Below are 25006 nucleotides of genomic sequence, written 5' to 3' on the forward strand. Positions count from 1 at the left end.
CATGGCGACTCTCGAATTACGCAACGTCAACAAGACCTACGGCAGCAACTTGCCGGACACGCTCAAGAACATCGACCTGTCGATCAAGGATGGCGAGTTTCTGATTCTGGTCGGCCCTTCCGGCTGTGGCAAATCCACCTTGATGAACTGCATTGCCGGTCTGGAAAGCATCAGCGGCGGTGAGATTCTCATCGATGGCCAGGACGTCAGCAGCACCAGCCCCAAGGATCGCGACATCGCGATGGTCTTTCAGTCCTATGCCCTTTACCCGACCATGAGCGTGCGTGAAAACATCGCGTTCGGGCTGAAGATCCGCAAGATGCCGCAAGCCGACATCGATGCGGAAGTGGCTCGTGTAGCCAAGCTGTTGCAGATCGAGCACTTGCTCAATCGCAAGCCGGGCCAGATGTCCGGTGGCCAGCAGCAGCGTGTCGCGATGGGTCGTGCCTTGGCGCGTCGTCCCAAGATCTACCTGTTCGATGAGCCGTTGTCCAACCTCGATGCCAAGTTGCGCGTCGAGATGCGTACCGAAATGAAACTGATGCACCAGCGCCTTAAAACCACCACCGTCTATGTGACCCATGATCAGATCGAGGCCATGACGCTGGGCGACAAGGTCGCGGTCATGAAGGACGGTATCGTTCAGCAATTCGGTACGCCCAAGCAGATTTACACCGATCCGGCCAACCTGTTCGTCGCCAGTTTCATCGGTTCGCCGCCGATGAACTTCATCCCGCTGCGTCTGCAACGCAAGGATGGCCAATTGATTGCGCTGCTCGACAGTGGTCAGGCGCGTTGCGAGCTGCCGGTCGGCGTATCCGATGCCGGGCTGGAAGATCGAGAAATCATTCTCGGTATCCGGCCGGAACAGATTATGCTTGCTGGCGCTGAGTCGAATGGCATGCCGACCATCCGTGCCGAGGTCCAGGTGACCGAGCCTACCGGGCCGGACACGCTGGTGTTCGTCACGCTCAATCAGAGCAAGGTCTGCTGTCGCCTTGCGCCGGATGTCGCACCGCAGGTGGGCGAAAGTCTGACCCTGCAGTTCGACCCTTCCAGGGTGCTGATTTTCGATGCTCAGAGCGGTGAGCGTCTTGGGGTTCTGGGAACACCACCTTTGGCTGAACGGGCAAACAATGTTCCAGTTGAGCCGCAAGTGATAAATTGATTCAGCACCGAGCATCGCTGGCCGGCTGTCTACTGCCACAATGAAGCGGCCGACCGGCGAAAACGAAGCAGTGAATGAAGCAAAACGTCTACCAAAGCTAATAACAATAAAACGAGGATTGATGGGATGAAGAAGATCAACAAAGGAAAATCGCTTTCCCGGTTCCAATTGGTAAGCACGCTGTCGGTGTTGGGTGCGATGGGGCTGGCAGGCAGCGTTCATGCGGCCGATGCATTTTCTGCCGATTCACCGTGGATGACTGGCGACTGGAACGGCAAGCGTACCGAACTGCTCGACAAGGGCTATGACTTCTCGCTGGAATACGTTTCCGAGATGGCCAGCAACATCAAGGGCGGTTACAACGACGACAAGACCGGCCGCTACAGCGACCAGTTCGCGCTGGGCATGAAAGTCGATTTGCAGAAGGCTTTCGGCTGGCAGGACGCAGAGTTCAAGCTGGCAATCACCGAACGTAGCGGGCGCAACATCTCCAACGACCGGATCGGCGACCCTCGTGCCGGTACCCTCAGTTCCTCCCAGGAAGTCTGGGGTCGCGGCCAGACCTGGCGTCTGACGCAAATGTGGATCAAGCAGAAGTATTTTGACGGCGCGCTGGACGTCAAGGCAGGTCGTTTCGGACCGGGCGAAGACTTCAACAGCTTCCCTTGCGATTTCCAGAACCTGTCGTTCTGCGGCTCGCAGGTCGGTAACTATGTGAACACCTGGTACAACTGGCCAATCAGCCAGTGGGCCTTGCGCGTGAAGTACAACATCACGCCGGAAGTGTACGCACAGGTCGGCGTCTACGAGCAGAACCCGTCCAACCTCGAAACCGGCAACGGCTTCAAACTCAGCGGCAGCGGCACCAAAGGTATGATCCTGCCGGTTGAACTGGTCTGGACCCCGACCGTCAATTCGTTGCCCGGTGAATACCGTGTCGGCTTCTACAAGAGCACGCCCAACGCCGACGATGTCTATGAAGACGTTAACGGTCAGCCACAGGCAGCTACCGGCGCTGCGTTCAAGTCGCATGACAGCAAGCACGGCTGGTGGGTTGTTGCTCAGCAACAGCTGACTACTCACGATGGCGATGCATCGCGCGGCCTGAGCATTTTTGCCAACGCTACCGTACATGACAAGGCCACCAACTTCGTCGATAACTACCAGCAGATCGGTTTCACGTACAAAGGTCCGTTCAACTCGCGTCCGAAAGATGACATCGGTATCGGTATCGCCCGTATCCACGTCAACGACGATGTGCAGGATCGCGTGCGTCTGGCCAACCAGATCAGCGGCATCAATGACTACGACAACCCTGGCTACCTGCCGGTCCAGAGCACTGAGTACAACTCGGAAATCTACTACGGCTTCCACGTCACCAACTGGCTGACCGTGCGTCCCAACCTGCAGTACGTCAAGCACCCCGGCGGTGTAGATCAGGTTGATGACGCGATTGTGGCGGGCATCAAGATCCAGTCGAAGTTCTGATTACTGATTGACGCGTAACGCGATCAAAGGTCGTGTGTGCTTTGCGGGCAGCCTGGCTGCCCGTTTTTTTTGGCTTGATCCTTTTATTTTTCAGGGACGCGATTGGCGATGACCTCTCTCGACGCGCAACTGCCTGAACATCCATTGCAACGCTTCTTCCGATCCCGACGTGCCAGACCCACTTTCGAGTGGGAGCGTCACCAGCTGCGCGATGTACTGGTTATCGATCATCCGCAGTGTCAGGCGGTCTTCAGTCGCCAAGGCGCGCAGTTGCTGCATTTTCAGCCGCAAGGCCAGAAACCCTGGCTCTGGTGCGCTGCACAATGGCCGCAGGTGGGGGCGATTCGGGGTGGCGTGCCAGTGTGCTGGCCCTGGTACGGCCGACACCCCGGTGAAAGCGGCTGGCCGGCACACGGCTGGGGGCGCTTGCTGGACTGGAAACTGATCGACAGCAGCGAGAGCGAAAAGGGCGTCAGCCTGCACTGGCGCTTGCAGCTGTGGGACTGGCAGGTCGATCTGCATGCCGAGCTGGGGCAGGGCATGGAGTTGCGTCTGAGCACCCGCCACGAGGACAGTGAACCGTGTCATTTCAGTCATGCGCTGCATGCGTACTGGCGGATTGGCGATGTGGCTGAAGTCGCGCTTGAGGGCCTTGATGGGGCGCAGGGTTATGACGAACTCAGCCGACAGGTCTGCCAGCAACATGGCGAATTGCGTGTGGCAGGCGGCTGCCAGCGAGTTTTCGAACATGCGGGAGCCCTGCAACTGCAGGACCCGACCTGGCAGCGCAGGCTGAACATCGACACCGGCGACAGCGCCAATACCGTGGTCTGGCACCCCGGCAACAGACCGCTACTGGGGGTGTGTGGCAGCGAGACCGCAGGCTTTGTGCGCGTGGAAGCCGCTTCGGCTTCCGGCGACGCCTTCAGCCTGCAACCGGGCGAGCAGGTGCAACTCAAATTGCAGGCCAGCCTGGCGGGGTGATTTGCGTGTGACGCAGAGCGTCTCGAACTGCATGCCGACGCGGAGCGTCGGCACGATAGTGATATCTGAATCGTGCCTTTAACAAACTGCTCTAAGCGCTTTTCAACCACGATGACACAGACAACGCAGAGTACGACGTTAGTGACGGCTGAGTCCTGGCGCTGATCCGGGGGATGCGAGGCAGGACGCCGAGCAAGCCGCATCGGGCCAAGGATGGCCCGTTGCGGCGCCCCCCGGATCAGTGACAGGGCGAAGGAACCCGACGAAGTCGGGCCGGAAACAGGAGCGATGGGATTTGCCTACTTTGGCCCCATCAAAGTAGGTCGCCGAGGGGCGAAAAGGTGACTCAAGTCGAGCCTGAATCTCACTGAATCGCAAAACTATGTGACGCAGAGCGTCACGAAGGGCATTACCACGCGGAGCGTGGGAACGAGAATCTGAGTCAAACGCCAATCCATTTGATGTCACAGATAGTGATATCTGAATCGTGCCTTTAACCAAACTGCTCTAAGCGCTTTTCAACCACGATGGCACAGACAACGCAGAGTGCGACGTTAGTGACGGCTGAGTCCTGGCGCTGATCCGGGGGATGCGAGGCAGGACGCCGAGCAAGCCGCATCGGGCCAAGGATGGCCCGTTGCGGCGCCCCCCGGATCAGTGACAGGGCGAAGGAACCCGACGAAGTCGGGCCGGAAACAGGAGCGAGGGGATTTGGTTACTTTGGCCCCATCAAAGTAACTCGCCGAGGGGCGAAAAGGTGAATCGAGTCGAGCCGAAATCTCACTGAATCGCAGAACTGTGTGACGCAGAGCGTCACGAAAGGCATTACCACGCGGAGCGTGGGAACGAGAATCTGAGTCGAACGCCAATCCATTTGATGTCACAGATAGTGATATCTGAATCGTGCCTTTAACCAAACTGCTCTAAGCGCTTTTCAACCACGATGACACAGACAACGCAGAGTGCGACGTTAGTGACGGCTGAGTCCTGGCGCTGATCCGGGGGATGCGAGGCAGGACGCCGAGCAAGCCGCATCGGGCCAAGGATGGCCCGTTGCGGCGCCCCCCGGATCAGTGACAGGGCGAAGGAACCCGACGAAGTCGGGCCGGAAACAGGAGCGAGGGGATTTGGTTACTTTGGCCCCATCAAAGTAACTCGCCGAGGGGCGAAAAGGTGAATCGAGTCGAGCCTGAATCTCGCTGAATCGCAGAACTGTGTGACGCAGAGCGTCACGAAGGGCATTACCACGCGGAGCGTGGGAACGAGAATCTGAGTCGAACACCAATTCACCTGAAGTCACAGAACCGCTGTGTGACGCAGAGCGTCACAAAAGGCATTACTACGCAGAGTGAACGATAGTCAACGACACCCAGTCAGCCCTGATCCTCGATCGGATAGCGGCTGTCATTCAGGCTTTCCTTGATCTTGCGCAGGTGCGGCTGGAAGTCGACGCCGCGGCGCAGGGTCATGCCGGTGGCCAACACATCGAGAACGGTGAGCTGGATGATCCGCGAGGTCATCGGCATGTAGATGTCGGTATCTTCCGGCAATGGAATGTTCAGGCTCACAGTGCTGGCCTGCGCCAGTGGCGAGCCAGCGGCGGTCAGTCCCAGCACCGAAGCACCATTTGCACGGGCGATGCGGGCCACTTCCACCAGCTCGCGCGTGCGCCCGGTGTAGGAAATGATCACGAACAATTCGCCGGTATGGGCCACCGACGCAATCATCCGTTGCATCAGCACATCGGCATGCGCCGTGACCGCCAGGTTGAAACGGAAGAATTTGTGCTGCGCATCAAGCGCCACCGGCGCCGAGGCACCCAGCCCGAAAAAGTGGATCTGCCGTGCCTGGATCAGCATGTCCACGGACTTGCTGATCAGCGCCGGGTCCAGTTGCTGGCAGGCGCTGTCGAGCGAAGCAATGGCGCTACCGAAAATCTTCTGGGTGTAGGCCTCGGGATTGTCGTCGGCTTCCACAGCGCGGCTGACATAGGCTGCGCCGCTTGCCAGGCTCTGGGCCAGTTGCAGTTTGAGCTCCGGATAACCGCTGACGCTGAACGAACGGCAGAAGCGGTTGACCGTCGGTTCGCTGACCTTGGCGGCCTGGGCAAGCGCTGCAATGCTCAGCCGCGTTGCCATCTGCGGGTTGAGCAGGATCACTTCGGCCACCTTGCGCTCGGCCTTGTTCAACTCATCGAGTCGGCCCTGGATTTGCTCCAGGAGGTTTCTTACGCGGTCCATTCAAAGTCCTTGTCGGGGGCTGATTCACCAACGGTTTTGGCCTGAGCTTTTTTTAGCTCTTTAGCCTGTAGCAAAGGTGGCCTATCGTACTGAGGGCCTGTGTTGATCACCACTGGAATATGCTTTTAGGCAGAATGTTGTGGTTATTACTACATATGGCCTTGAGTAACGCCTTTAAAAAAGGTATTTGTAGCCTAACTTGATAAAAGAACCAACATTATGCCCTTGATTACGGTTGAACCGTGCACATTTGCCCTGTTTGGTGCCCTGGGGGACTTGGCGGTACGCAAGCTGTTCCCGGCTCTTTATCAGCTTGATCGCGCTGGACTGCTGCACGAAGACACAAAAATTCTTGCCCTGGCGCGTGAACCCGGCGACGAACAGTCGCATCTGGCGTATATCGAAAAATCCATGCGCCGCTTCATTCCCGAGGCCGAACTCGAGCCCGACAACCTGGGCCGGTTTCTGGCGCGCCTCAGCTACCTGCATGTCGACTTCCTCAAGGCTGAGGACTACGTCGCGCTTGCCGAACGCGTCGGCACTGCCGAAACCCTGATCGCCTATTTCGCCACCCCGGCCTCGGTCTACGGCGCAATCTGCGAGAACCTCGCTTCGGTCAATCTGGCCGAGCGGACGCGCGCCGTCCTGGAAAAACCCATTGGCCACGACCTGGCTTCTTCGCGCCGGGTTAACGATGCAGTGGCGCAGTTCTTCCCGGAAAACCGCGTCTATCGTATCGACCACTACCTGGGCAAGGACACGGTACAGAACCTTATTGCCCTGCGTTTCGCCAACAGCCTGTTCGAAACCCAGTGGAACCAGAACCATATTTCTCATGTGGAAATCACGGTTGCCGAGAAGGTCGGCATCGAGGGCCGTTGGGGGTACTTCGATCAGGCCGGTCAATTGCGCGACATGATTCAGAACCACTTGCTGCAACTGCTTTGCCTGATTGCCATGGACCCGCCCAGCGATCTGTCGGCAGACAGTATTCGCGACGAGAAGGTCAAGGTGCTCAAGGCGCTGGCACCGTTCACGCCCGAGCGTCTGGCGACCCAGGTGGTGCGTGGCCAGTACACCGCTGGCTACAGCGAAGGCAAGGCGGTGCCGGGTTATCTGGAGGAAGAGAACTCCAACACCCAGAGCGATACTGAAACCTTCGTCGCGCTGCGTGCCGATATCCGCAACTGGCGCTGGTCGGGTACGCCGTTTTATCTGCGTACCGGCAAGCGCATGCCGCAGAAAATGTCGCAGATCGTGATCCATTTCAAAGAGCCGCCGCACTACATCTTCGCGCCTGAACAACGTTTGCAGATCAGCAACCGCCTGATCATTCGCCTGCAGCCCGACGAAGGTATTTCCTTGCAGGTGATGACCAAGGACCAGGGGCTGGACAAAGGCATGCAGCTGCGCAGCGGGCCCTTGCAACTGAATTTTTCCGACACCTACCGCAGCGCTCGTGTCCCCGACGCTTATGAGCGGTTGTTGCTGGAAGTCATGCGTGGCAATCAGAACCTGTTTGTCCGCAAAGATGAAATCGAGTACGCCTGGCAATGGTGCGATCAGTTGATCGCTGGCTGGAAGAAGGCGGGCGATGCGCCCAAGCCTTATCCGGCCGGAACCTGGGGGCCAATGAGCTCCATTGCCCTGATTACTCGTGACGGGAGATCCTGGTATGGCGATATGTGACCTTGAGCTGCCAGCAGGGCTGGTAGCACGTGATTTCGACACACCGCAGCAACTGGCTGATGCGCTGGCTGCCAACGTCGCCGAGCGCCTGAAGCAGGCAATTGGCGAAAACGGTCTGGCGACCCTGGTGGTGTCCGGTGGTCGCAGTCCGGTGGCCTTTTTCCAGAGCCTGGCCGTGCAGCCGCTGGACTGGTCGAAAGTAGTCATCAGCCTGGCTGACGAGCGTTTCGTGCCGACCGAGCATGCCGACAGCAATGCGGGCCTGCTGAAGCGCCACTTGCTGCAGGGTCCTGTGGCGAAGGCGAAGTTTCTGGGGTTGTACAGCGTGGCGGGCAGTGTCGAGGAGGCAGCGCTGGCTGCCGATCAGGCGCTGGCCGAGCTGCCACCGATTGATGTATTGATTCTGGGCATGGGCGACGACGGGCATACCGCGTCGCTGTTCCCTGGTAGCCCGAACCTGAAAGAAGCCCTTGATCTGCAAGGTGAGCGCCGCTGCCTGCCGATGCTCGCACCGAGCGTGCCGCATCAGCGCCTGACCCTGACCCGCCGCCTGTTGGCGTCGGCACGTTCGCCGATCCTGTCGGTGTCCGGTCAGGCCAAACTCGACACCCTGCGCACCGCGCTGGCGGGCGATGACCTCGCCGAGATGCCGGTGCGTGCGTTTCTCAACCCGTCTCTCGAGATTTACTGGTGCCCATAAGCAAAGGAAACGTCGCCATGACACAGAACGAAAATAATCAGCCGCTCATCAGCATGGCGAACAAGATTGCCCAGATTGACGAACTCTGCGCCAAGGCAAAGATTCTGCCTGTCATCACCATTGCCCGTGACCAGGATGTGCTGCCTCTGGCCGATGCTCTGGCCGCTGGCGGCATGACTGCACTGGAAGTTACGCTGCGCTCGGCGTTCGGTCTAAGCGCCATCCGTATTCTGCGTGAGCAGCGCCCGGAGCTGTGTGTGGGCGCCGGCACCATTCTGGACCGCAAGATGCTGGCGGACGCCGAGGCGGCAGGTTCGCAGTTCATTGTGACCCCTGGCAGCACGCAAGACCTGCTGCAAGCCGCAGTCGACAGCCCGTTGCCCCTTTTGCCGGGCGTCAGCAGTGCTTCGGAAATCATGATCGGTTATGCCATGGGCTATCGCCGCTTCAAGCTGTTTCCGGCCGAGATCAGCGGCGGTGTGGCGGCAATCAAAGCCCTGGGCGGACCTTTCAATGAGGTGCGTTTCTGCCCGACTGGCGGCGTCAACGAGCAGAACCTGAAGAGCTACATGGCCTTGCCCAACGTCATGTGCGTGGGCGGGACCTGGATGATTGATAACGCCTGGGTCAAGAATGGCGACTGGGGCCGCATACAGGAAGCCACTGCGCAGGCAATGGCGTTGTTTGACTGATTTTCAGGATATCGGAGTCAGCCCCTTTGCGGCTGACTCCGGCAAGGAAGTTGTTGTTGGTTGTATGGCTTTTCGGTGCTCCCTGGTCCGGAGCACCGTTTTTTTCTCCCCCGGACCGCCTCTTTGTTTATCCCTTGTCCTTGAACGACTGACGCGGACGTGTGCGCAATGGATCCAATAGCGCGCCAAGGCCGTTGTGATCGATTTCCTGCATCAATGCCAGCAAACCTCCCAGTTCACCTTTCGGAAAGCCTTCTCGCGCGAACCAGTTCAGATAATGACCTGGCAAATCGGCGATCAGCCGTCCTTTATATTTGCCAAATGGCATTTCCTGCGTCACCAATAACCTGAGTTTCTCCGGGTTCACCTGCAAGCCTCCCATCAATACATGTCGAACATCACGATACGTGCATTCTGCATGCAGGCCAAACGACAGATCATGCAGAAGTCACGAACAGCCAATTGTGAAAATTTCGTAATTCATTGATTTTAAACAATTATTTCCATATCGAAAACTGGCACGGTGTCTGCAATTACCTATACATCGAACACTTTCGTATCAACCTGCCATTAGGAAATTATCAAATGACTGATATCAACAAAGAAACGATCTCTATCCTGAATGACCTGATCGAAACCAGCAAAGATGGTGAAGAAGGTTTCCGTACCAGCGCAGAACACGCAAAAAGCGCTCAGGTAAAATCGTTCCTTACCAATCGCTCCACTGAGGTGGCTGCAGCCGTTCGTGAATTGCAAGCTGAAGTGACCGCACTGGGTGGCAAGCCTGAAGATTCTTCCAGCGTGTCTGGCGCACTGCATCGTGCATGGGTCAACCTGAAGTCGATGGTGACTTCGGATGACGACAAGGCCGTACTGGAAGAAGTCGAAAAAGGCGAAGACGTTGCCAAGAAGGCCTATCGCGAAGCGCTGGAAAAAGCCCGTGCCAAGAACGTTTCCCCTAACGTTATCGCGCTGATTGAAAAGCAGCAGGCTGGCGTTCTGGCCAACCACGACAAAGTAAAAGCACTGCGTGACGCAGCACGTGCAGCCCACGCCGCATCGTAATTCGATGTTGCAGCGGTAGCCGAAAACGCCAGCCAGTCTGGCGTTTTTTTATGTCCGTGGGTAGCTCATCAAAGCTGGTCGGTCATCTCTCTGGCAACCGAACTGCGATGCTCTACACGGTTACGACCCTTGTGTTTGGCCTGATAAAGCGCCTTGTCGGCTATTCCGAAAAACGCCTCCAGTTTGTCTCCCTGACGCACCATCTCTGAAACGACACCGATACTCACGGTTATGGGCTGTTGTGCACCCGGAAACAGCGGCAGTGATTCAGCTGCCTTGCGGATCTGTTCGGCAATCATCATGGCTCCCGGCAAGTCGGTTTCCGGCAGCACTACCACAAACTCCTCGCCGCCATAGCGTGCAACCCGGTCGCCGGGACGACGGATATTGAAGGAGATGGTTTGTGCAATCAGGCGCAGTGCTTCGTCACCGCCCTGATGACCATGACGCTCGTTGAATGCCTTGAAATGGTCTACGTCGATCATCAGTAAAGACAGCTGTTTGCCTGAGCGCTGTGCCCGCGCCCATTCGGTTTCCATGGCCTCGTCAAGCTGGCGACGATTATCGAGCCCTGTCAAACCGTCCGTTGCAGCCAGGCTGGCCAGTGCATCCTCAGCGCGATGGCGTCGTCGCAACTCGCGACACAGCAGCCATGTCAGCCACAGGATTCCGAGACACAGTACGCTGGTAGCGGAGCCGACCAGCCAGGCATTGCGCCGCCATACGGCATACACCTCATCCTCGGACTGACCGATCACGACAACCAGCGGCAGATTGCCGACCCGGGAAAACGTATACAGCCGACGAGCGTTCAACTGCGTCGACATGGCAGCAAAGCTGCCATCTCCTTCCTGAAGAATGCGCTGAAAGTTGGGGCTGTGGCTGTAATCCTTGCCAATCAGATCTTCACCCTCCAGATCGGGGTAGCGGACGATCAGGATGCCTGCGGTATTGATCAGGTTGATACTGCTGCCGACACCCAGATTCTGGCTCATGAACAAGTGTTTGAAATACACCAGTCGCATTGCCGCACTTACCATTCCGGTGAACTCTCCATTGGGGCCTGACATGCGACGGCTGAAACTGATGCACCAGTCCTTGTAACCCCAACGGCTTTTGTACGGCGCACTGACGTGCAGACCCAGTGAAGGGTCCGCCTTGTGTTCCTTGAAATAGGAACGGTCAGAGAAATTGTCGTTTCGAGGGATGACGGACAGTGAGTCAGCCAGGATGGCGCCCTTGTTATCGAGCAATACCAGATCGCCTTTGAAAGACGCCGCAGTGGAGCGATCAAACAGGACAAGTTGTCGCAGTTCAGGTGACAGGTTCTGAAGATCCGGACGCTGCCATGCGCTGATCATGCCTTGCAGGGACGAGTCGTAAAGTTCTGCGTTATGCATGACGTCGGCATCAATCAATTGCACGATATTGGCCGCCGCACGCGCCGCAGTCTGCGCTGCGTCGTCACGCTCTCGGGCCAGTAAAGACGCCACAATCCCCAGTATGGCGAACATTGACAGTGAGCTGCCAAAGATCAGCATGAGTTCCGGTCGGGTCCATTTGAGCCGGTCTTGCCGAGATGACGCAAACAACATCATTGGTTGTTCTACCTGCAGACGAATGAATCTTGATAAATGGTTAAGATAGTTATCATTATTTTTATGATTTTAATGCTGGGTGTATAGCACGCTCCTTATAGCCTCATATGAATGGAATGTGAATAAAGCAAGTGTATTTAAAATGATGCGAACAGACGCACACGGACGACTGTAAAAAACAGGGGGAGTAATTTATTTCTTGAAGGGATCAGCGAGGCAGCTGTATGCCGAACGTATTGACACCCTTGTCGCTGTTCACGAACACGGTGCCGCCGTGCATCAATGCAATGGCCTTGACGATGGCCAGCCCCAGGCCATGATTGGCGCCGCTGTTGCTGCGTGAGGCATCGACCCGATAAAAACGCTCGAACAGCCTGGGCAAATGTTCCGGGGCTATCTGCACGCCAGGATTGGTCACGCTGATACTCACATCGGCATCGCGCGACTCGATAGTTACCTCAATGACCTGACCGGCGTCGGTATGTTGCACGGCGTTGTGCAGCAGGTTGATCAACGCGCGGCGCAAGTGGGGCTTTTCAATCGGCGCGCTGGCGTCGCCCTGAACCCGGACTTGTACGTGGGCATCTTCCAGAATGAAATCCAGGTAATCCAGCGTGGTGGCGACTTCGTCTGCCAGTGACGCGCAGGTCTGTGCTTTGACCTTGGTGCCTTGATCCGCGCTGGCCAGAAACAGCATGTCGTTGATAATCGAGCGCAAACGCTCCAGCTCTTCGAGGTTTGATTGCAACACCTCGAAATAATGCTCGGCAGAGCGGCCGCGGGTCAGCGCCACCTGGGTCTGGCCGATCAGGTTGGTCAGCGGTGAGCGAAGCTCATGTGCCACATCGGCATTGAACGACTCGAGCCTAGAGTAGGCCTGCTCGACCCGTTCCAGCGTGGAGTTGAACGAGGCTACGAACTGTTCAAGCTCAGGTGGCAGCGGCGACAGCTGCAAGCGTCCGGACAGCCGTGGTGGGGCGAGCTTCTGGACTTCCTGCGATAGGCTGGTCAACGGACGCAGGCCAATACGAGCGACCCAGTAACCAAGCGCCGAAGCCAGCAAAATACCCAGCGTGGCCAGGCTGATCAGCGCGACCAGCAGCGAGTGTTGGGTATGCCAGAATGTCTCTGTATCGATGGCGGTCAGAAAACGCAGCGCCGGGCGCTGTTCCTTGGCCGGGAATTCGCTGACCAGCACCTTGAATGCGAACGGGTGATCGGCCAGCTTCAGGTCATGCATACCCGGTGCGCCTTGCGCGAAACGACGAATGTTCGCGTCCGGGTTGCCGAATTCGTACAGCGGGTTGTCGCTGACTACCCAGAAACGCAAGCGCTTGTCTTCCTCGCTGAGCAACTCCAGTTTTGCCTTGATCTTGCCCCAGTGCTCCGGGTTGCCGAAACGTCCGACAGCCGATTCCAGAACACTGTAGCGCGCATCGACTTCGGCACGCGGCAACAGGTCCAGGCTCTTGTCGACCTGCAGGTACAAGGCCCAGCCGATCAGCAGGAATACCACCAGTGCCACCAGCGCGAACAGCCCGCTGAGGCGCAGGGCGATCGAATCAACCCGCACTGCGGTTCTCCAGCACGTAGCCCATGCCACGAATGGTGTGCAGCAGTTTGTGTTCGTGAGGACCGTCCAGCTTGGCCCGCAAGCGTTTGATCGCGACTTCGACCACGTTGGTATCACTGTCGAAGTTGATGTCCCAGACCATCTCGGCGATTGATGTCTTGGAGAGGATGTCGCCCTGGCGTCTGGCCAGCACGCTGAGCAGCGAAAACTCCTTGGCGGTCAGGTCCAGACGCATTCCGGCGCGGGTCGCCTTGCGGCTGATCAGGTCGATCCACAGGTCGGCGATGGTGATCTGCACCGGTTCGTGGCCGCCGCTGCGGCGGGTCAGAGCCTGCAGGCGGGCGACCAGTTCCAGAAAGGAAAACGGTTTGCCGAGATAGTCATCGGCACCTTCGCGCAGGCCGCGAATGCGGTCATCGACCTGCTCGCGAGCGGTCAGCATGATGACGGGCGTCTGCTTGCGCGCACGCAACGCACGCAACACGCCAAAGCCGTCCAGGCCGGGCAACATCACATCAAGAATGATGATCGCGTGGTCGTTCTCCAGCGCCAGATGCAGACCTTCGATGCCATCGCGCGCCACGTCGACGGCGTAGCCCTGTTCGGTCAGGCCGCGACGCAGGTAGTCTGCGGTTTTCTCTTCGTCTTCGATAATCAGCACGCGCATCGGGTGACTCTCACTTGTGAAGGGCCAGCGCGGGTGCGGCGGGCGCCGGGTGGCGTTTATGAAACAGCCGCTCCAGTTGCAGGTAAATGACCGGCGTAGTGAACAGGGTCAGCATCTGGCTCACCAGCAGGCCGCCGACCACTGCGATACCCAGAGGTTGACGCAGTTCGGCACCTACCCCGAAACCCAGCATCAGCGGCAGTGCGCCGAGCAGGGCGGCAAGGGTGGTCATGATAATCGGTCGGAAGCGGGTAATGCAGGCCTCATAAATGGCCTCCTGTGGCGACAGGCCCTGCTCACGCTGCGCTTGCAGGGCAAAGTCCACGAGCAGAATGCCGTTCTTCTTGACGATGCCGATCAGCAGCACGATGCCGATCAGGGCCATGATCGAGAAGTCCTGCCCCATCATCCATAGCAGCAACAGCGCGCCGATACCTGCCGAGGGCAGGGTGGAGATAATGGTCAGCGGGTGCACGAAGCTTTCATAAAGCACACCCAGAATGATGTACACCGCCACCAGCGCGGCGAGAATCAGCCACGGCTGGTTGGCCAGCGAACTCTGGAATGCCTGCGCCGCACCCTGAAAACTGCCGATGATCGAGGCAGGCATGCCGATCTCTTTCTTGGCCTGATCGAGCATGCTTACCGCGTCGCCCAGCGCGACTCCGGACGCCAGGTTGAATGACAGGTTGGCAGCCGGGAACATACCGTCGTGGCTGATCGACAGCGGGCCCATGCGCGGCGCACTGACTTTGGCCAGTGCCGACAGCGGCACCATTTCATTGGTCAGCGGTGAGCGCAGGTAGAAGTAAGCCAGGCTTTCGGCCTTGCCACGCTGCTGGGCATCCAGTTCGAGGATCACTTTGTACTGGTTGACTTCGGTCTGGTATTCGCTGATCTGCCGCTGGCCGAACGCATCGTACAGCGCCTGATCGACGTCGGCGGTGGTCAGGCCGAATCGCGCGGCAGCACTGCGATCAATATCGATATGGGTGACGCTGCCGCCCAGTTGCAAGTCGTTGGACATATCGCGAAACGCTGGATTGCTACGCAGCTTTTCAGTCAGCCGTTGCGTCCAGGTGTTGAGCAATTCGCCGTCGTTGCTCTTGAGCACGTACTGATACTGACTGCGGCTCGGCCCGGAACTCAGGTTGATGTCCTGCCCGGCGCGCAGATACAGAACGATGCCGGGGACCTTTGCCAGTTTGGGGCGCAGGCGGTCAATGAACTCACTGACCGACACATCGCGTTCAGAGCGCGGTTTGAGCGAGATCCAGAAGCGACCGTTGGCGATGGTCTGGTTGCTGCCTGACACACCGACTGAATGCGAGAACGCCAGCACTGCCGGGTCTGCACCGACGATTTTTGCCAGTTGCAGGTGTTTTTCCACCATATCCGGGTAGGAAATGTCGGCAGCGGCCTCGGTGGTGCCGAGTGCAAAAGCAGTGTCCTGAACCGGAAAGAAACCCTTGGGTATGAGGATGTAGCCGACCACCGCAAGCGCCAGGGTCAGGCCGAACACGCCGAGCATCAGTCGCTGATGGGCCAGCGCCTTACGCAAGCCTCGCTCGTAGGAAGCCAGCAAACGTTCACCGAAGCTCGGCTTCTGATGCGGGTTGTGCGTGGGGGCGCGCATGAACAATGCCGCAAGGGTCGGCGCCAGGGTCAGGGAGACGACCACCGAAATCAGAATGGTCGCCGTGGCGGTCAGGGCGAATTCCTTGAACAGCCGCCCGACCACGCCGCCCATGAACAACAGCGGGATGAACGCCGCCACCAGCGAGAAACTGATCGACACCACGGTAAAACCGATTTCCCCCGAGCCTTTTATGGCAGCCTCGCGCATGCCTTGTCCGGCTTCAAGGTGGCGATGGATGTTCTCCACCACCACGATAGCGTCGTCCACCACGAACCCGACCGCGACCACGATGGCTACCAGTGTCAGGTTGTTCAGGCTGAAGCCGAACAGGTACATCATCGCAAAGCTGGCGATCAGCGATACCCCGAGCACCGCGCTGACGATCAACGTGGCCGACAGCTGGCGCAGAAACAGCGCCATGACTGCCACCACCAGCAGCACTGCGATCATCAGGGTCAGTTCCACTTCGTGCAGCGAGGCACGAATGGTGCGGGTCCGGTCGTTGAGTACCGAGACCTCAACGGTGGCCGGGAGCATTTCCTGCAGCCTTGGCAGTTCACGCTGAATGCGGTCAACGGTGTCGACAATGTTGGCGCCCGGCTGACGAAAAATAGCGATGTTGACGCCTTGCTGGTCGCCGGACCAGGCCTTGACGTAGGCGTTTTCCGAACCCGCGACCACCCGCGCCACATCCTTGAGCTGGACGGGGGCGCCGTTCTTGTAGGAAACGATCAGTTGCGCGTAGTCCTGCGGCTTGAACAACTGGTCGTTGGACGACAGTGTCGAAATGCTGTCCTTGCCATACAAGGCACCTTTGGCCAGGTTAAGGCTGGTCTGTTGCACCGCCAGGCGAATGTCGGCCAGGGTCAGCCCCAGCGCGGCCAGTTTTTCGGGGGCGGCCTGCACTCGAATCGCCGGCCTTTGCTGGCCGGTGATGAACACCTGGCCCACGCCTTCGATCTGGCTGAGCTGGCGCGCCAGGATGGTTTCGGTGACATCGCTCAGCTCCGTGCCGGGCATCAGGCTGGAGCTGACACTGAGGATCAGCACCGGACTGTCAGCCGGGTTGACCTTGCGCCAGGTCGGCAGGCTCGGCATGTCGGCTGGCAGGCGTCCCGCCGCAGTGTTGATCGCGGCCTGGACTTCCTGGGCGGCAGTGTCGATGCTTTTGTTGAGGGTGAATTGCAGCGTCAGGTTGGTGGACCCCAGCGCGCTGCTGGAGGTCATCTGGGTCATGCCGGGGATCGCGCTGAACTGCACTTCCAGCGGCGTGGCAACCGAAGACGCCATGGTTTCCGGGCTGGCACCGGGCAACTGCGCGGTAACCTGAATGGTCGGGAACTCCGCTTCCGGCAACGGCGCAATCGGCAGTCGTGGAAAGGCAATGACCCCCAGCAGTACCAGCGCGAAGGTCAATAACAAGGTGGCCACCGGGTGGTCGATGCACCACGCCGATACCGAGCCTCGGCCACTCATCGTGCGTGCTCCACTTGCGCGCTCGCGACATCCGGGGCGGGCGCGCTGACCACTTCGACAGTTGCCCCAGGCCGCAGTCGCGACTGGCCGTCGCTGACCAGCACATCTCCGGCATTTGGACCGTTGATCAATGTCTGCTCGCTGTCCTGATAAAGCACCTTGACCGGTACGACTTCCACTTTTTTATCAGCAGTGAGTCGATAGACGAAGTGCTGATCGATGCCGCGCTGCACTACTTGTGGCGGTACCTTGAGCGAGTTGAGTTCGACACCGGTCTGGATCTTCACCGTGACCAACTGCCCAGGCCAGAGTTGTTCGCCGGGGTTTTTGAATTGAGCCTTGGCGCGGATCGTGCCGGTGGTTGCCGAAACCTGATTGTCGATCAGCGAAAGCGTGCCTTCACCCAAAAGCAGTCCGTTGGCCGCGCCGTCGCCCTGATACGCCTTGACGGTCGCAGCGCTACGCTCGGCAATCAGCCCCTGCAGGGTCGGTAACATTTGCTGAGGCAGAGAGAATTCCACCGCAATCGGGTCAATCTGTGTCACCGAAAACAGCCCGGTAGCATCGCTGACGCGCAGGAAGTTGCCTTCATCGACATTGCGGATGCCGACCCTTCCCGTGACCGGCGAGCGAATCTGGGTGTAGGAGAGCTGCACCTGTGAGGCGTTGATGCTTGCTTCGTTGCCTTTCGCCGTGGCTTCGAGTTGCCTGACCAGTGCCTGCTGCTGATCGAATGTCTGGCGCGAAATGCCATTGTCCTGAGTGAGTTGGCGATAGCGCTTCAGGTCCAGTTGCGCGACATCAAGCTGCGCCTTGCTCTGCGCCAGCTGCGCGCGTGCCTGCTCCAGCGAGGCGCGGATCGATCGATCATCCAGCGTCGCCAGCAACTCGCCGGCCTTGACCTGTTGACCTTCCTTGACCAGCACGCGCGTCAGTACGCCATCTACCTGAGGACGGATCACCACACTTTGCAGTGACAGCACCGAACCGATACCTGTGACGAAACGTGGTACGTCCTCAATGCTGACCGTGATCACCTTCACAGGCACCGCAGTCACGGAGTTTTTCGGGAGTGTGGCAGGGCGTGTCAGTTTCCATCCGGCCATGGCCGCGCAGGCTATCAGCAGGACTACAGCGGTGACGGTCAGGGTCTGTCTGCGCATATGAAGAAAACGCCAAATGTCGGTACGGGAGTAATATTTTTTTAGGGCTTCCTTATAGCCTGCAAACCCGGTCAGCAGAATGACTTTTAGCTGTCAGGTTTGTCAGGAAGCCTCCACCGCGCATAGCGTGCAGTCAAGAAAATCCGCTAACGGACGATATCTATGTTGAAGAGATATTTGTCCAGATGTTTATAAAGTCCTAAGAGTTTTCCTACATTTTCCTAGGCCGGCTTCTGGCAGTTAATTCTCCCATCAACTTAACTCACTGTATGAGCCTATAAGTGGAGAACGCCATGAACAGTAAAAAATCGACCTGGAAATTTATGTTGAGGTGTTTGTTTCTTCGTCAAGGTTTGGGGGCCGTCATGGTGTCGATTCCCTTGCTGGCTGCGCCTGCTTTTTCATGGGCAAAGGACGGCGCATTGACGTTGCATGGCAGTATCGTCAACAGCAGTTGCGTGATTTCCGACATTAATGTGAATACGCCTGTTGCTCATGCGCGCATTTTGCAAGTTGCACCGGGCATCAATATGCAGGTGAGCACTGAACACAATGCATGTGGTGATCAGGCCGTGCCCTTTGTCGCGCAGTATCAGGTACTTCCGGTCGCCGAGACCGACGGCGAGGCCCTGCAGGCCCGCGCTGGAGTCATCACGTTGAGCTATCAATAAATACAGATCTGTATTATTTTTTCGACCGGACTGTCACCCACGCTTAAGTGACGGTCCCGTGTCCGGTCAGCCCTTTCAAAACTGAAAGCGCCGCGGTTTAAAACATCGGCGCCACACTGTTTAACAGCCGTAATTAGCCTACTTGCGCAAGACGCCTGGTTATTCCTACAGACCTGTCCTGCGTGTCGTGTTGTGTTGTCTGCGGGTTAAAAGTTATCCAGCTGACAGCATCGAAATAGACCTGGATCTATAGTGCTCACCGTCCGATAGCGGGCACACACGACATAACACAAGGAAGGTCGTTAGCATGAAAAAGCTTTCTCTTACATTGGCAGTTCTGGGCGTAATGGGCGTTGGCATGGCGGGTAACGTCAGTGCAGCGAACAACGGAAAAATGGTCTTCAATGGCACACTGACCAATATCTCCTGCGATGTGGGACCGGGCACAGGCGTCAGTACGGGCACCAACCCTGGCGAAATCAATGTCGACCTGGGTAACGTTTCCTTCTCCGATATTGGTGTATCGAGTGAAAGTCGATTCGAAACGGCTGCGCCTATTCAGCTGCTGGTCAACTGTAGCGCGGGCGCAGATCAATACAGCATGGTCAAGATGCGCCTTACTGCCCGTAACGGCAGCGGCCTGGACAATAACGATGCCAAACTTCTGCGCACCACCGGCGCGGCAGATGGTGTCGGTATCGGCCTGCTCAATACCTCCAGCGTTCTGATGGACCTGAGCGGTGCTGAAACCGTCGACACCACGCTCATCAAGGATGGTGCCGGCGGCGCGACTGCTGAAATAAATTTTGGCGCGGTCTATGTGCTTAACGGCACGCCGACCAATCCGGGTAATGCCGACGGCTTCCTGCCGTTCGTGATGGATTACGAGTAACCGTGTCGGACAGGGCGGGCACGGCTCGCCTTGTCCCTTATCGAATTCAAGGCGAACGCCAGTATGTTTCCTGTTTTTTTTCGCTACACGATGCTTGTTGCGCTAGTGTGCTGTGCGTCCTCTGTTCAGGCGGGCATCGTATTGAATACGACGCGCGTCATTTATCAGGGTAATGAAAAAGAGGTCAGTCTGGGTGTTCATAACAGTGGCGGGGGAGAGATTCTCCTGCAGTCCTGGCTTGAATCTCCGACAGTGGCGACCAACAAGACTGATAACAACGACACCCCAGCGTATTTGCCTTTTATCGTCACGCCTGCGCTGACGCGCATGGCCGGAGGTGGCAAGCAACTGTTGCGCATCATTCATTCCGGTGCAGACATGCCCACTGATCGTGAATCAGTGTTATGGCTCAATGTGCAGGAAATCCCCCAGACTGCTGCCGAGAACACACTGCAGATTGCGATACGTCAGCGCATAAAAGTGTTCTTTCGGCCTGACGGTTTGCAGGGCGATCCGCAGCAGGCACCTGAACAGCTGAACTGGCAATCAATCGATAACGCGGGTGTGCAGGTGGAAAATCCAGGGCCCTATCACGTGTCCATGCTGAGGATTTCCATACGCCAACACGATAGTGAACTTGCCCGTCTCGACAGTCAGATGCTTGCCCCCCATCAACAACTGCGTATCCCGTTGCTGCACACACCGGGAAGTGCGCCGTTGCTGGTGAGTTTCGTGAGTATCAATGATTACGGCGGGCAAGTGCCTTATCAAGTGACACTGGCCGATAAAGAACCGGGTCATGCCCACAAGGCCTTGCCTCGGTAACCTGCCGCATCACACATCAGCGTTAACTGTTCAAACCGTTGGGCCTGCGTGACAAACCGGCCCGGCAGACCTGCGTCTGTGTAAAGGATTGCGCGGCGCGCGCGACAGCCGAAGTAGAGTGAAGACCGCTATGGAATGGCGCAAAAAAGATCACAAGGGAGTCATTGCACAGTTCGCTCTGCCTCACCCACGACACTGTCCGCTGGGTATCGGCCTGGGGTTGACGTTGATGTTTTCGCTCAGCGCGTTCGCAGCCTCGCCTGGCGGTACTCGGGCTGACGGGACAGTCAAATTCAATACGGCATTTATCCAGGGAAGCGATCAGCCGCCTGACCTCCAGGAGTTTCTGCGTACCAACAGCGTACTGCCCGGCACTTATCGGGTTGATATTTACGTCAATCGCAAACTGAGCGGCAGGCGAGATATCGCCTTTTCAAAAAATCGGGTGTCAGGCCTGATTGAACCCTGTCTGTCGCTTGAAATGCTACAGAGCTTCGGTCTGGACCTGAGTCGCCTGCCTTCAGATGAAGGCGCTGCTCAGGGCTGTTTCGATTTGCCTGCGCGTGTCGAGTTTGCGCGCGTCGACTATCAGCCCGGTGCGCTGCGACTCACAATCAGTGTGCCGCAAGCCGTTATGTCGCGGGGCGCTCGCGGTTATGTTTCACCGGAGCTTTGGGATCAGGGTGAGACGGCAGGTTTTATCAATTACAACGCCAATGGCAGCAGACGCCGTAACAAGGGTCTGGAAACGGACCAGTATTATCTCGGGATGCGAAATGGCCTGAACCTCGGGGCCTGGCGATTGCGCAATGAGTCCTCGCTGGTCGGCGGCAGTGATCGGCCCTGGCGTTATCGCAGCAATCGTACTTTCGCGCAGCGTGACATCACTTTCCTGAAAAGCCAGTTCACGGTGGGGGAGACCTTCAGCGACTCGCAGGTTTTCGACAGTGTTCGCTTCAAGGGCGCAGCACTGGCTTCTGACGATGGCATGCTGTCCGACAGCGAGCGCGCCTATGCCCCGGTCATCCGCGGGGTTGCCGAGACCAACGCGACGGTGGAAGTTCGTCAGAACGGTTTTCTGCTGTACAGCGGCAGTGTTTCACCGGGGCCTTTCGAAATTGCCGATATCTACCCCAGTGGTTCCAATGGTGATTTGTCGGTGTCGGTCATTGAGGCCGATGGGCGCGTACGGACTTTTACCCAGGCCTACGCATCGCTGCCGATCATGGTCCCCTGGGGATCCTTGCGCTACAGCCTGGCCGTCGGGCAGGTCGATAACAGTAATGATGTTCAAGCCTCTCCCGACTTTGCCAGCACAGCCCTGATCTATGGGCTTTCCGAGCGGATTACCGGGTTTGGGGGGCTGCAGCTGGCCGAAGATTATCAGGCCGCGAATATAGGTGCCGGGATCAATACCGGGCTGGGCGCAGTGTCGCTGGATATCACCCGGTCTGTCAGTCAGGTTGCTCAACAGTCGCGCAGCGGCCAGAGCATACGGGTGCGCTATGCCAACACGCTGGACGTTACCGACACCACGCTGGCCGTGGCAGGTTACCGCTATTCCACTGAAGCGTACCGGACCCTGAGCCAGCACATCAGCGATACCGACCCGCAGAGACATGCGCTGTCCACTGGCCTGGCTCGGGATCGGCTTGAGCTAAGTGTTACCCAGATAGTGTCGAGCCACGCCGCATCGCTGAGTCTGACCGCTTCCGAGCAGCGCTACTGGAATCTGCCCGGCAAGACCCGGCAACTTTATCTGTCCTATAACGCTGCCTGGCAGACCGTCAATTACAGCCTGTCCATTGAACGCAACGAGGACTTCGGGCGAAACGGTGAAGCGAGCACCGACAATCGTGTTGCCTTGAGCGTGACCCTGCCACTCGGATCGAGCCCCGGTTCGTCGCGACTGTCTTTCAATGCCGTGCGCGACAGCACCGGTGAGTACAACGCTCAGACCGGGCTCAACGGCCAGGTGCTGGGGGATCGTGATACGTTTTATTCGGTACAGGCCGGGCATGACAGCAGCTCCGGCAGTTTCGGTGCCGGGAAGATCAGTACCACCACCGGGTTCGGTCGCTTCGAGGCAGGTTATAGCCAGGGCCAGGACTACGATGCATTCAGCCTGTCTGCGGCGGGTTCGCTGGTGGCTCACCCCGGAGGTGTGAACCTGGGGCAGGCGCTGGGTGAAACCTTCGCCCTGGTTCAGGTCCCGGACGTCAGCGGGGCTCGGTTGAAGTCCTTCAGTAACGTCGAAACCGCAGGCAACGGCTATGCGGTTCTGCCCTATGCGCAGGCCTACCGGACCAATTGGGTCAGCCTGGATACCCGCCAGTTGGGTGCTGATGTCGACCTGGAAAATGCCATCACCCAGCTCGTACCGCGCCGGGGAGCGATACCGTTGGTGCGCTTCAAAGCCGTTGTGGGCCGCCGGGTCCAGTTTGAACTGGTGCGCGCCGACGGTAGCAAAATACCGCTGGGTGCCAGTGTCGAAGATGAACAGGGCAGGGCACTGGCGGTGGTCGACCCTGGCAGTCAGGCGTTGGTTCTCAGTGAGCATGATGTCGGCAGCTTGCGGGTTCGCTGGTCTGATCAAAGTTGTCAGGCAGCATTCTCGCTGCCGCCCAGAGATCCGACCCGTGCCTACGAGCGGATCAGGGTGACATGCCAATGAGCGCCCTTGCTGATTCATGCCCGGCAATGTTGGCGGTGCTGCTGCTAATGGGCAGCGTTGGCGCACAAGGGGCGATTTCGCTGAGCGGCACACGGCTGGTCTTTGATGGCCAATATCACGAAGCCAGTATTGAGGTGCGCAACCGAGGTGATTCCGAGGCACTTTTTCAGGCATGGATAAGTGATGCCCGCGATGACGACGACACTCCCCAGGCCCGGCGCAGTACGCTGCCGTTCGTGGTCACGCCACCGCTTTCACGTCTGCCGGTGGGTGGCAGGCAGGCCCTGCGCGTGTTGTATCAGGGTACAGGCATGCCACAGGGGCGCGAGTCACTGCTGCATTTGTATGTGCTTGAGGTGCCCCGACGGCAGGAAGGCGTTCGCCAGCTGAATGTTGCCGTGCGCCAGCGCATCAATGTGTTTTACCGGCCCATTGGTCTAGAGGGGAATCCGGCTGACACGGGCGCAAAGTTGCTGTGGACACTGACTCATGACGAGGCAGGCGTTTCCGTACTGACGGTTAGTAACCCAATGCCTTATCACGCTTCCCTGCAAGCGTTGCGCATCGACGCTGTTCAAATCAGCGAGTACCTGTTGCTGGCACCGGGTGCCCATTCTGAAATGGTTGTGCCAGCGAGCGTTCTGCCTTCTGCAACCCGCCGTTTTTCATACAAAGCGCTGACCGACTACGGCGGTCAGCGAACTTATTGCACACCGCTCAAGGGGCATGCGGTCTTTACAGCCCGCCTGCTGGAGAACAATTCCTTTCAGGACGAATGCTGATATGAAACTACTGTCTGCCAGACGCTGGCTGCGCTCCACTGTGGTGTTGCTGATGCTGAATCCGACTTCCGTCTTCGCGTTGGTCTGTACCACCCAGGGGACGGGCGAAACCGAAATTCACGATGATCTGGGTAGTACGGTGGCGATCCCGGAGTCGATTCCCAACGGGGAGGTAGTGTGGCGTTCCGAGCCTGTGAATGTTCAGGTCGAATGTGCCAAGGAGGGCTCGCAGTCTGTCGAGGAAGAAATTTTCATCTACCTGAATCCGGACAATCGTTTGATCGGTCAGGGTATCCGCGCTGGCATGACACTTCAGGGTACCGATTACCTGCAAGGCAGTGGACGGGTCAGTACCGGGAGTTACCTGCCTGTCTGCCATGAAGGCGATAGCAATATCGAAAATTGTCCAAAGGTGCGCTTCAATCTGGCGTTTTCCGTGTTTATTCAGAAGTTCGGCGCAACACCACCCTCTGGGGTGGCCAGTGATCTGCTGGATTACCGGTTTTTTCAACTGGGTGGTGCGACGGACTCCAGCCGGGTGCCGGGACGCAGCCTCAGTTACGTGATCAACAACCTGCGGGGGCTGCGGTTCGTGGCCTGCGACGCCGACCTGCAGGTGCTCCCGGAAACCGTGGAGTTCGGCGACGTTGCCATACACGAGGTGACTATTGGCAAGGTGATCGCCACACAGACATTTTCTCTGCTGACCAGCCGCACGTGCGATTCGCCTTTCAGCATTGATGCGCGTTTCAGGCCGGTGACAGGCAGTCTGTCGGGCGAACTGCTCGTTCCCTCTGGCAACGACTCACTGGGAATTCGCATTGCCAGTGCCGTCAATGGCCAGCCGTTACGTTACAACGAGCCGTTCCATCTGGCGGAACTGCTGGGCGAAACCAACGCTGCCAGTGCTGACTTCAATGCGCAATTGCTCTGGAATACCAACACACCAAGGCCGGGGCCGTTCAATGCCGAGATCATGGTCGATCTGTTCTACAAATGACGGCGACAGGAGGCTCGGGC

Annotated in this window: 20 protein-coding genes; 13 read left to right on the top strand and 7 right to left on the bottom strand. The window is 58.0% G+C overall.

The window, feature by feature from the left end; translation table 11 throughout:
* Window position 1: 1 nt before the first annotated feature.
* From RYC18_RS15425 to RYC18_RS15435, 3 genes are all read left to right on the top strand, one after another.
* On the top strand, window positions 2-1168 hold the full coding sequence (locus RYC18_RS15425) for an ABC transporter ATP-binding protein (RefSeq protein WP_004656029.1): 1167 nt from the start codon (window positions 2-4) through the stop codon (window positions 1166-1168).
* Between the two features lie 126 nt (window positions 1169-1294).
* Window positions 1295-2656, top strand: a complete 1362-nt coding sequence (locus tag RYC18_RS15430; protein WP_004656031.1) for a carbohydrate porin — start codon at window positions 1295-1297, stop codon at window positions 2654-2656.
* Between the two features lie 108 nt (window positions 2657-2764).
* Complete coding sequence (locus tag RYC18_RS15435) at window positions 2765-3640, top strand: D-hexose-6-phosphate mutarotase (RefSeq protein ID WP_044321790.1); 876 nt, start codon at window positions 2765-2767, stop codon at window positions 3638-3640.
* 1373 nt (window positions 3641-5013) lie between these two features.
* On the opposite strand, the gene RYC18_RS15440 is transcribed toward RYC18_RS15435, so the two are convergent.
* On the bottom strand, window positions 5014-5880 hold the full coding sequence (locus RYC18_RS15440; RefSeq protein WP_002552324.1) for a MurR/RpiR family transcriptional regulator: 867 nt from the start codon (window positions 5878-5880) through the stop codon (window positions 5014-5016).
* Window positions 5881-6099: 219 nt separating this feature from the next.
* Between RYC18_RS15440 and zwf the strand changes: the two genes are divergently transcribed.
* The 3 genes from zwf to RYC18_RS15455 are packed head-to-tail and all read left to right on the top strand — an operon-like array spanning window position 6100 to window position 8961.
* A complete protein-coding gene (gene zwf / locus RYC18_RS15445) occupies window positions 6100-7569 on the top strand; it encodes a glucose-6-phosphate dehydrogenase (protein ID WP_004656035.1) in 1470 nt (489 codons plus the stop codon).
* Window positions 7556-8269, top strand: coding sequence for a 6-phosphogluconolactonase (gene pgl / locus RYC18_RS15450; protein ID WP_057405379.1), 714 nt, complete (start codon window positions 7556-7558; stop codon window positions 8267-8269). Before zwf ends, pgl begins: the two co-directional genes overlap by 14 nt.
* 17 nt (window positions 8270-8286) lie before the next feature.
* A complete protein-coding gene (locus tag RYC18_RS15455) occupies window positions 8287-8961 on the top strand; it encodes a bifunctional 4-hydroxy-2-oxoglutarate aldolase/2-dehydro-3-deoxy-phosphogluconate aldolase (RefSeq protein WP_002552327.1) in 675 nt (224 codons plus the stop codon).
* A gap of 127 nt (window positions 8962-9088) precedes the next feature.
* Here RYC18_RS15455 and RYC18_RS15460 read toward each other — a convergent pair whose 3' ends face one another.
* Window positions 9089-9343 (bottom strand): DUF3820 family protein, encoded by a 255-nt coding sequence (locus RYC18_RS15460; protein ID WP_004656040.1) that lies wholly within the window; start codon window positions 9341-9343, stop codon window positions 9089-9091.
* A 203-nt stretch (window positions 9344-9546) separates the two neighbouring features.
* Between RYC18_RS15460 and RYC18_RS15465 the strand changes: the two genes are divergently transcribed.
* A complete protein-coding gene (locus RYC18_RS15465; protein ID WP_005756816.1) occupies window positions 9547-10026 on the top strand; it encodes a PA2169 family four-helix-bundle protein in 480 nt (159 codons plus the stop codon).
* A 68-nt stretch (window positions 10027-10094) separates the two neighbouring features.
* On the opposite strand, the gene RYC18_RS15470 is transcribed toward RYC18_RS15465, so the two are convergent.
* The 5 genes from RYC18_RS15470 to RYC18_RS15490 form a co-directional block, all read right to left on the bottom strand.
* Entirely contained in the window at window positions 10095-11624 is a 1530-nt protein-coding gene (locus RYC18_RS15470; protein WP_010201929.1) for a sensor domain-containing diguanylate cyclase, read from the bottom strand.
* Window positions 11625-11832: 208 nt separating this feature from the next.
* A complete protein-coding gene (locus tag RYC18_RS15475; RefSeq protein WP_002552330.1) occupies window positions 11833-13197 on the bottom strand; it encodes a heavy metal sensor histidine kinase in 1365 nt (454 codons plus the stop codon).
* Window positions 13187-13864, bottom strand: a complete 678-nt coding sequence (locus tag RYC18_RS15480; RefSeq protein ID WP_002552331.1) for a heavy metal response regulator transcription factor — start codon at window positions 13862-13864, stop codon at window positions 13187-13189. Before RYC18_RS15480 ends, RYC18_RS15475 begins: the two co-directional genes overlap by 11 nt.
* A 10-nt stretch (window positions 13865-13874) precedes the next feature.
* Complete coding sequence (locus tag RYC18_RS15485) at window positions 13875-16979, bottom strand: multidrug efflux RND transporter permease subunit (RefSeq protein WP_316886451.1); 3105 nt, start codon at window positions 16977-16979, stop codon at window positions 13875-13877.
* Window positions 16976-18142 (bottom strand): efflux RND transporter periplasmic adaptor subunit, encoded by a 1167-nt coding sequence (locus tag RYC18_RS15490; protein ID WP_316886452.1) that lies wholly within the window; start codon window positions 18140-18142, stop codon window positions 16976-16978. Before RYC18_RS15490 ends, RYC18_RS15485 begins: the two co-directional genes overlap by 4 nt.
* Window positions 18143-18435: 293 nt before the next feature.
* Between RYC18_RS15490 and RYC18_RS15495 the strand changes: the two genes are divergently transcribed.
* The 6 genes from RYC18_RS15495 to RYC18_RS15520 all read left to right on the top strand — a co-directional run bounded on the left by RYC18_RS15495 (window position 18436) and on the right by RYC18_RS15520 (window position 24986).
* Complete coding sequence (locus RYC18_RS15495) at window positions 18436-18813, top strand: hypothetical protein (protein WP_002552333.1); 378 nt, start codon at window positions 18436-18438, stop codon at window positions 18811-18813.
* Window positions 18814-19120: 307 nt separating this feature from the next.
* Window positions 19121-19705 carry a fimbrial protein gene (locus RYC18_RS15500; protein WP_004656053.1) on the top strand — a complete coding sequence of 195 codons (585 nt, stop codon included), beginning with the start codon at window positions 19121-19123 and terminating at the stop codon, window positions 19703-19705.
* Between the two features lie 63 nt (window positions 19706-19768).
* Window positions 19769-20530, top strand: coding sequence for a molecular chaperone (locus tag RYC18_RS15505; protein ID WP_002552335.1), 762 nt, complete (start codon window positions 19769-19771; stop codon window positions 20528-20530).
* 202 nt (window positions 20531-20732) lie between these two features.
* Window positions 20733-23204 carry a fimbria/pilus outer membrane usher protein gene (locus RYC18_RS15510; RefSeq protein ID WP_029240805.1) on the top strand — a complete coding sequence of 824 codons (2472 nt, stop codon included), beginning with the start codon at window positions 20733-20735 and terminating at the stop codon, window positions 23202-23204.
* Window positions 23201-23986 (top strand): molecular chaperone, encoded by a 786-nt coding sequence (locus RYC18_RS15515; protein WP_010201905.1) that lies wholly within the window; start codon window positions 23201-23203, stop codon window positions 23984-23986. The genes RYC18_RS15510 and RYC18_RS15515 overlap by 4 nt, the downstream gene beginning before the upstream one ends.
* 1 nt (window position 23987) lies before the next feature.
* Window positions 23988-24986, top strand: a complete 999-nt coding sequence (locus RYC18_RS15520; protein WP_005778174.1) for a fimbrial protein — start codon at window positions 23988-23990, stop codon at window positions 24984-24986.
* The last annotated feature ends 20 nt before the right edge of the window (window positions 24987-25006 follow it).

It is taken from the genome of Pseudomonas syringae group sp. 247E2 (genome assembly GCF_032587795.1).
GTDB lineage: Bacteria > Pseudomonadota > Gammaproteobacteria > Pseudomonadales > Pseudomonadaceae > Aquipseudomonas > Aquipseudomonas amygdali.

Excerpts from the sequence above, each read along its gene's own strand:
- RYC18_RS15425 (WP_004656029.1), top strand. The coding sequence starts at position 2 with ATGGCGACTCTCGAATTACGCAACGTCAACAAGACCTACGGCAGCAAC.
- RYC18_RS15430 (WP_004656031.1), top strand. The coding sequence starts at position 1,295 with ATGAAGAAGATCAACAAAGGAAAATCGCTTTCCCGGTTCCAATTGGTA.
- RYC18_RS15435 (WP_044321790.1), top strand. The coding sequence starts at position 2,765 with ATGACCTCTCTCGACGCGCAACTGCCTGAACATCCATTGCAACGCTTC.
- RYC18_RS15440 (WP_002552324.1), bottom strand. The coding sequence starts at position 5,880 with ATGGACCGCGTAAGAAACCTCCTGGAGCAAATCCAGGGCCGACTCGAT.
- zwf (WP_004656035.1), top strand. The coding sequence starts at position 6,100 with ATGCCCTTGATTACGGTTGAACCGTGCACATTTGCCCTGTTTGGTGCC.
- pgl (WP_057405379.1), top strand. The coding sequence starts at position 7,556 with ATGGCGATATGTGACCTTGAGCTGCCAGCAGGGCTGGTAGCACGTGAT.
- RYC18_RS15455 (WP_002552327.1), top strand. The coding sequence starts at position 8,287 with ATGACACAGAACGAAAATAATCAGCCGCTCATCAGCATGGCGAACAAG.
- RYC18_RS15460 (WP_004656040.1), bottom strand. The coding sequence starts at position 9,343 with ATGGGAGGCTTGCAGGTGAACCCGGAGAAACTCAGGTTATTGGTGACG.
- RYC18_RS15465 (WP_005756816.1), top strand. The coding sequence starts at position 9,547 with ATGACTGATATCAACAAAGAAACGATCTCTATCCTGAATGACCTGATC.
- RYC18_RS15470 (WP_010201929.1), bottom strand. The coding sequence starts at position 11,624 with ATGATGTTGTTTGCGTCATCTCGGCAAGACCGGCTCAAATGGACCCGA.
- RYC18_RS15480 (WP_002552331.1), bottom strand. The coding sequence starts at position 13,864 with ATGCGCGTGCTGATTATCGAAGACGAAGAGAAAACCGCAGACTACCTG.
- RYC18_RS15485 (WP_316886451.1), bottom strand. The coding sequence starts at position 16,979 with ATGAGTGGCCGAGGCTCGGTATCGGCGTGGTGCATCGACCACCCGGTG.
- RYC18_RS15490 (WP_316886452.1), bottom strand. The coding sequence starts at position 18,142 with ATGCGCAGACAGACCCTGACCGTCACCGCTGTAGTCCTGCTGATAGCC.
- RYC18_RS15495 (WP_002552333.1), top strand. The coding sequence starts at position 18,436 with ATGAACAGTAAAAAATCGACCTGGAAATTTATGTTGAGGTGTTTGTTT.
- RYC18_RS15500 (WP_004656053.1), top strand. The coding sequence starts at position 19,121 with ATGAAAAAGCTTTCTCTTACATTGGCAGTTCTGGGCGTAATGGGCGTT.
- RYC18_RS15505 (WP_002552335.1), top strand. The coding sequence starts at position 19,769 with ATGTTTCCTGTTTTTTTTCGCTACACGATGCTTGTTGCGCTAGTGTGC.
- RYC18_RS15515 (WP_010201905.1), top strand. The coding sequence starts at position 23,201 with ATGAGCGCCCTTGCTGATTCATGCCCGGCAATGTTGGCGGTGCTGCTG.
- RYC18_RS15520 (WP_005778174.1), top strand. The coding sequence starts at position 23,988 with ATGAAACTACTGTCTGCCAGACGCTGGCTGCGCTCCACTGTGGTGTTG.